At 30.4% G+C, this 6804-nt stretch carries 4 protein-coding genes; all 4 read right to left on the bottom strand.

All coding sequences use genetic code 11. The features are described from left to right. Positions 1–140: 140 nt before the first annotated feature. Positions 141–344 (bottom strand): hypothetical protein, encoded by a 204-nt coding sequence (locus KCG49_RS16125; protein WP_218547985.1) that lies wholly within the window; start codon positions 342–344, stop codon positions 141–143. 86 nt (positions 345–430) lie between these two features. After that, on the bottom strand, positions 431–1726 hold the full coding sequence (locus KCG49_RS16120) for an HlyD family secretion protein (RefSeq protein WP_218547983.1): 1296 nt from the start codon (positions 1724–1726) through the stop codon (positions 431–433). Positions 1727–2339: 613 nt separating this feature from the next. Beyond that, positions 2340–4529: a peptidase domain-containing ABC transporter gene (locus KCG49_RS16115; protein WP_256260048.1), complete on the bottom strand. Its 2190-nt coding sequence runs from the start codon at positions 4527–4529 to the stop codon at positions 2340–2342. 363 nt (positions 4530–4892) lie between these two features. Beyond that, positions 4893–6500: a vitamin K epoxide reductase family protein gene (locus tag KCG49_RS16110; RefSeq protein WP_218547981.1), complete on the bottom strand. Its 1608-nt coding sequence runs from the start codon at positions 6498–6500 to the stop codon at positions 4893–4895. Positions 6501–6804 lie beyond the last annotated feature (304 nt).

Genomic DNA, 6804 nt, shown 5'->3' with positions numbered 1-6804 from the left:
TTCCTCAACTTATTGTCCAAGTTAATATAGTAAGTCCACAACACCAAGTATAAGGTTTAAAAAGGCTGCAAAGCAGCCTTTTCATCTAAAAACAAATAGATGCTATACTCTACACCAGTAAGTAGAATAATGATACTGGGTTACAGGCTTGAAAGACAACACTGACCGTTGACAATAGTACCAGCACATAACCCAAAACCACCTTGTGGTGTCCATTGACAGTCACTAGGACCAGTTTGGACATAATCATCCGTACAACATCCGCATACAGGGCTATCACCACCGTTGACATTTTTTTGTTCCGCTTTACTTAAAGCCTTTCCTAGTTTTAATACATTTTTCATGATTAAAATATTTATTAATTGTTTAAAATGCCTTGAACATTTAAAGACACTCAAGGTTTGTGTCTATTCTTCGCGAGAGAATATTTTTAATTCTTGAACACGTTTTTTAATTGATAAAAAAAGCGTTCAATTAAGCGTAGATCTTCAGTTACAATTTCTGCCTGTCCACGCATCTCATATTTAAATATAATTTCTTTATTATATGTTGTTATTAACTTGTTCTTTGGCAGTAATACATCAATGAGATAAAAACCTTCTTCATCTGGCACCATAGAAATAGATGATATTTTACCTTTTAAAGTTCCAAACTCTGTCTCGGGATAATTTTCTAACTTTATGTATACAGTTTGCCCATTTTTTAGTTTACCTGAATTATTTGCAGGTGTTTTTAGTTTTGCTAAATAAGATTTATTGTTCTTTGGTATAATTGTAAACACAAGATCTCCTTGATTTACAGATTGATTTGCATTCCAAACATTTAAAAACGATACTGTGCCTTCAATATCAGAACTTAACACATAATTCATTTCCCAGTCTTTTAATGCTCTCTTTAATTGATTAAAGGATTGGATTACATTTTTGAAAAGACTAATATCTTCTTTTGTTTTATTAATTGACGTATTAACTGCATTACTGTTTGCGGTACTAATTGCCTCTCGTATTTGAGAAATAGAGGCATCAATATTTGCGAAATTTCGTTCTGCTTGAAAATAACTTAACTGCTTAGATTCGTAATTTTGTTTTGATATAACTCCTTTTTCAAAAAGTTGCCGGTGTCTTTCAAGGTCATTTTTCTGAAACACCATTTCTGATTTATTTAAGTGTTTTTGAGATTGCAACGTTTTTAGCCTGAGCTGCAATTCAGACAAAGAGCTATTATTTGCTAATCTTTCGCTTGCATATGGCTGTAATTGTTTATTTAATTGATATTGTATATAATTATTTTCGAACAATGCGTAATCGGTCTCTAAACTTCCTAAAAACAAAATAGGCATATCCTCTAATGGATATTTAAAATTCTCTTTATTTAGCTTAATTGTATCAATAATTGATTTAAGGAAAAATACATCTTCGGGATTTGCTGTGTTTTCTATTATAGCTAGTGCGGTTCCCTTTTGTACCAATTCATTGTCTTTAACAAACAGCGTATCTATATTCCCACTAATTCTTGCATACTCTTTTTGAGGCGATAACCCTGTAGTTATTAATGCCTTAGAGCTTATAATGTCTGGATATTTTACAAACCAAGATATAAACAGCAGCATAAGTATTAGTATTAAAACTAATGTATTGCCATAACGAATCATCCAATTGGGTACTGCTGTTAGTATTTCTTGGACTTGTTCGCTGCGTAATTCTATATTTAAAGTACTTTTTGGCATATTGTAAATTTTTAATCCAGGTAAGCCACAGTATGATGTGACTTACCTGGAAAGACTAATTAATAAACAATCCTAAATTCTGCACTTTTCGCCTCCTTCAAAATAAAGCTTACATGCACAATAGTGATATGTATTTATTTCTCGTGAAAGAACATTTTAGTCATTTTTTATGTTTAATAGTTGCTAAAATAAATTAACAATTACCTATTCATTGAGTTTAATCATCCGCTAACCAACTGCTTATTTTGTTGGCAAATAAACAAGAAAAGAAACTCAATACTTAGGTGTTTACTAGCATACAAATTCCTGATATACCCAACAGTGTGCAGCATTATAGGTAATGCATGGTGGCTCGATTAGACTATTATCCCTAGGAGGTACCGGAACACTAGGTGGACACATGCAACAATTATAATTATTAGAATATTGACAAGGGGATGGACATTGATTAAATGTTAAAGTCCCAGCATTAATTTGCTTTTGTTCGGTTTTACTTAAAGCTTGACCTAATTTTAATACATTTTTCATAATTAAAAATTTTAAATATTTATTAAAAAGCCTTGATCATTTTAAGACACTCAAGGTTTGAGTCTATTCCTCGCGAGAGAATGTTTTAACTTCCTAGTTCTAACTGATTTTTAACTAGGTTATAATAATTTCCTTTTTTCTTAATTAGCTCTTTGTGGTTTCCTATTTCTACAATACGACCTTCATCTAAAACTACAATTTGATGCGCATTTTTAACAGTACTTAATCGGTGTGCAATAACAACAGCTGTTCTATTCTCAAAAAATTTATCGAGTTTTTGCATAATTTCCATTTCATTATTAGCATCTAAAGCAGAAGTAGCTTCGTCAAAAAATAAAAATTGCGGATTTTTATATACAGATCTTGCTATCAAGAATCTTTGTTTTTGCCCAGTACTTAAACCCGTACCCTCGGCTCCAATTTTTGTGTTAAACCCTAATGGAAGGGACTCAATAAATTCGGATATGTTAGCTACGCCTACGGCATAAACCAATCTATCTTTATCAATATAATCTTCCCCAACAGCAATATTACTAGCTATAGTATCGTTAAAAATATAGCCTTCTTGCATTACTACGCCCACATTGGCTCTCCACTCCTTCTGGGATATGTTATTTAGATTAAAAGGACCTAAATAAATTTCTCCCTTTTCAACCTCATAAAACCGTAACAACAACTTCATCAATGTCGTTTTACCACTTCCGCTAACTCCTACAATCGCAGTCATTTTATTGGCAGGTATAGTAAGACTAAGATCTTTTAAAACAGGTTCTAACCCGCCAATATATCTAAAAGAGATATTTTTCAAAGTTAATGTCTTGTCCTTTGGTAATTCTGAAATTTTATTATCATCAGGCGATTCTTCATCTTCTTTGTTATGGATTTCACCAAGCCTATCAAGAGATATATTCGCATCTTGTAAGTCCCTCATAAAACCTATAAGTTGTGTAATCGGTGAATTCAATTGACCTACGATGTAACTTATAGCGAGCATCATACCTAGAGTAATATCACCATCAATCACTAATTTTGCTGACAAAACTGTAATAAACATATTCTTTAATTCATTTATGAGATTAGAACCCACACTCTGTGTCTGTTCTAGAGCCAAGCTTTTTGATGCAATTTTAAATAGTCTGGCTTGTACATATTCCCAATTCCAACGCATACGCCGTTCTGCATTATGTAGCTTAATCTCTTGCATACCATTGATCAACTCAATAACCTTGCTTTGTTCTTCACTAACTCTCGAAAAACGTTTATAATCGAGTTCTTTTCGCTTTTTGAAAAAAAACAGTACCCAAGCAAAATACAGCACGCTTCCAATAACGAAAATTGCGAATATCTGCATACTATAATAGCCCAACACTAAACTAAAAATGATGAGATTAAAAAAAGAAAATAATGTTGTTAATGAGGAGGTTGTCAATATGCGCTCAATACGCTTATGATCATTGATACGCTGTAAAAGATCGCCTGTCATCCTAACATCAAAATAGGAAATAGGAAGCTTCATAAGCTTAATAAAAAAATCAGAAATAAGAGAGATATTTATTCGTGTGCTTAAATGGAGTAGAATCCAACTTCGTATAATCTCTAAAGTAGCTTTACCAATAAATAAAAACAACTGCGCAAATAAAATAAGGTAAATAAAATTGAGATCCTGATTTTTAATACCAACATCTACTATACTTTGTGTTAAAAAGGGTAAGATTAATTGTAATAAACTACCAGCCAATAGGCCAATAATTAATTGGACTATAAATTTCTTGTATTTGAATAGGTATTTAAATATGAAATTAAACCCAAACTTTTCATCCTCTTCAAACTCTTCTTCGTAAAATTTGGGAGTAGGTTCTACCATCAATGCAATACCCTCTTCGGTTTGCTCATCAGCATTATTACCTATCCAGTATTTTAAAAACTCTTTCTTACCATAAGTAATTAATCCATGAGCAGGATCTGAGATATAAAGACTATCTCTTTTGATTTTATATAATGCTACATAGTGATTTTTATTCCAATGTAAAACACAAGGTAGCGGAGCCTCAAGTAATTTTTCATAACTCATTTTAACACCCAAAGACCGAAACCCTACGGATTCAAAAGCTTCACTTATACCCAATAAGCTACTTCCCGCTCTCGTTGTTTCACTTAAGTTACGTAAATGTTGGGTGTTGATTAGTTTGCCATAATGTTTGGCTATAATTTTAATACAGGTAGGCCCGCAATCTTTAGCCTCTGTTTGTCGGTATGTTGGAAATGATTTACTCAACGTATATATAAAGCTTTATGTTATTTTATAGAAATAATAGACTATTGTTGTATATCTATGTCATAGTCTTTTTATTAATTTTTACAACAAATACAGACTCTATGTGTTGGGTATGGCGATATCCTTTTAAATTAGTATGCAAATTGTTCAAGTAAAGATTTGAACAAAACCTTTTGAGAACGTTATTAATTAGCTTTTCCCATTTTTGTTTTAAGAGTTGGCTTAATTTTTCTAAATTTTTCATAAAAAAAATTTTAAACATTATATTAGCCGTGAACATTTTGAGACACTCACAGATTGTGTCTATTCTTTGCGAGAGAATTTGTTCAATCTTCAAAGCCCTCAATGAGGGCTTTGTTTTTATTAAATAACAGTTTCTAATTCTACAGTTTCTACTAAACTCTCATTCAGTTCTTCTATAAAATAAATCAAATCTGTTCTATTGTATTCTTTTGGATATTCTTTACCGTTTATTAAAATTACTGGTGTAAAATTTAAAGCCTTACTGATGCACCAATCTCTGTTCTCTTGTAAAGCACTATAGAACTTGTTAAAATCATTACACTGTCCCCATTTTTCTATCCAGACGTCTGGTTTTAAATCACCATATATGTCATGCATAGCCTGTAAACATTTATCTTGTCCAACTGTATTAAATAATTCAATTATACGACTAGTAATAGATACAGCTTGTGTTTGCTTTTGATCTGTGCTAACATTAAATCTAATTGTGATTTCTACAGATTCACTATACTTTTTAAGGATATCTTCAATAAGCGTATGCACAGCTTTACAATGACTGCAGAAAGGATTGGTAACAATAGTAATTTTTAGATTAGAATTAATATTGCCAAACTTAATGTCATAGGTAGTTGGAATATTTGTATCTAGGGTTTCCGAACTTGATAAAGCTGACTTGAATAAGTCAAAATTTTTCTTGAATTTCAAAAACTCAAGTCTAAGATTATAGAGCTCATTATTGGCTTTAATTAATTTACTTATATAATTCCAAATAATATATGTTAACGAGTACAGAGTAAGTACAACAAAAACATTAATGATAGTAATTGATATTTCTAAATCGTTATATATAAAAGCAGTGCTCGCCTGTAACCATAGTATTGTAGCAATAGTTAAACACAAAGCACACCATTTTTTTATTATAAATTTTTGATAGTAAACCGAATAAATAGTTACAGGTAATGCCAAAAAACTAATTAAATAAAGTAGACTATATGAAGTATTAGTAATTTGAAATACATAAGTTAAAATAGTAGTTGTTGAAAAATAGAGAATACAAATATCACTAAGTTTTAAATTTTTTAAAATTTTAGCTCCTTTAGAATTTAATACAGAATTGCAGTCTTTGTTTTCGTCAGAAGCCTTACAGAAAGCATTACCAACTATTGTACTTTCACCTAGTTCTTGCTTAAATATTGTGTAACTAATAATAAGCCCTAGAATAGACAAAATAAGATATATAAAAGCTGCAATACTCGATTTATAAAACAAAAACTGCATCAATAAAATGGTCAGAACAATCGGAATAAGAACATAATCTCTATAATTAAAACTTCTGGATGGTTTAATATGTGTGTTTTCGTTTTCTACAACGACAACTATGCCTAAAAATTTCTCAAAGAACTCATTTTTAGTATAGCTTACTTTATTGTTTTCAGTATATATTATTTGGTAACTTTCTGCATTTTTCTTAACCAAACCAAGATCATCTGAATCTTCTGATTTTATCTGAGCAATAAAAAAAGTGGGAAGCTCATCTAATACATCTTCTTTTAAAGGCAAACGAACTGCTGCGTTTGTAATGTTGAAATGATTGAGAACACCTGTTAGTGCATGTAAACTAGGATAAGAAGGATGCGTAAGAAACTGAATCTTTAATTCCTCGTTATCGATTTTAATATTAGACGCTTTTAATAAAGACTTTAAAACATGTAATAAATCACCTCTCATAAACTACAATTTTAAATATTAAACCACCTAAATAACTTTATTCAAAACCAATAAAAGAGGTTGAGAAATTTAATTATAAGTTAATTGGTAATATTAAAATGTAGTCAACAAGAAATACTACTATATTATAGTAATATCTTATAAATTTAATAATTTTTATATTAAAATATGGCATTAATAATTTATTTAACATTAATATAATTTTAATGTTTGTAAGTCTTCAAAGAATGTTTACCAATTAGGTTTAAAGTTAAGCTATAGATTTAAAGATTGCAATAAATGCTCTTTTCGTCTTCTTTTCATA

The organism is Winogradskyella luteola (assembly GCF_019203985.1).
GTDB lineage: Bacteria > Bacteroidota > Bacteroidia > Flavobacteriales > Flavobacteriaceae > Winogradskyella > Winogradskyella luteola.
The sequence above is the reverse complement of the archived record's forward strand: the minus strand, read 5'-3'. Positions and strand labels throughout refer to the sequence as shown.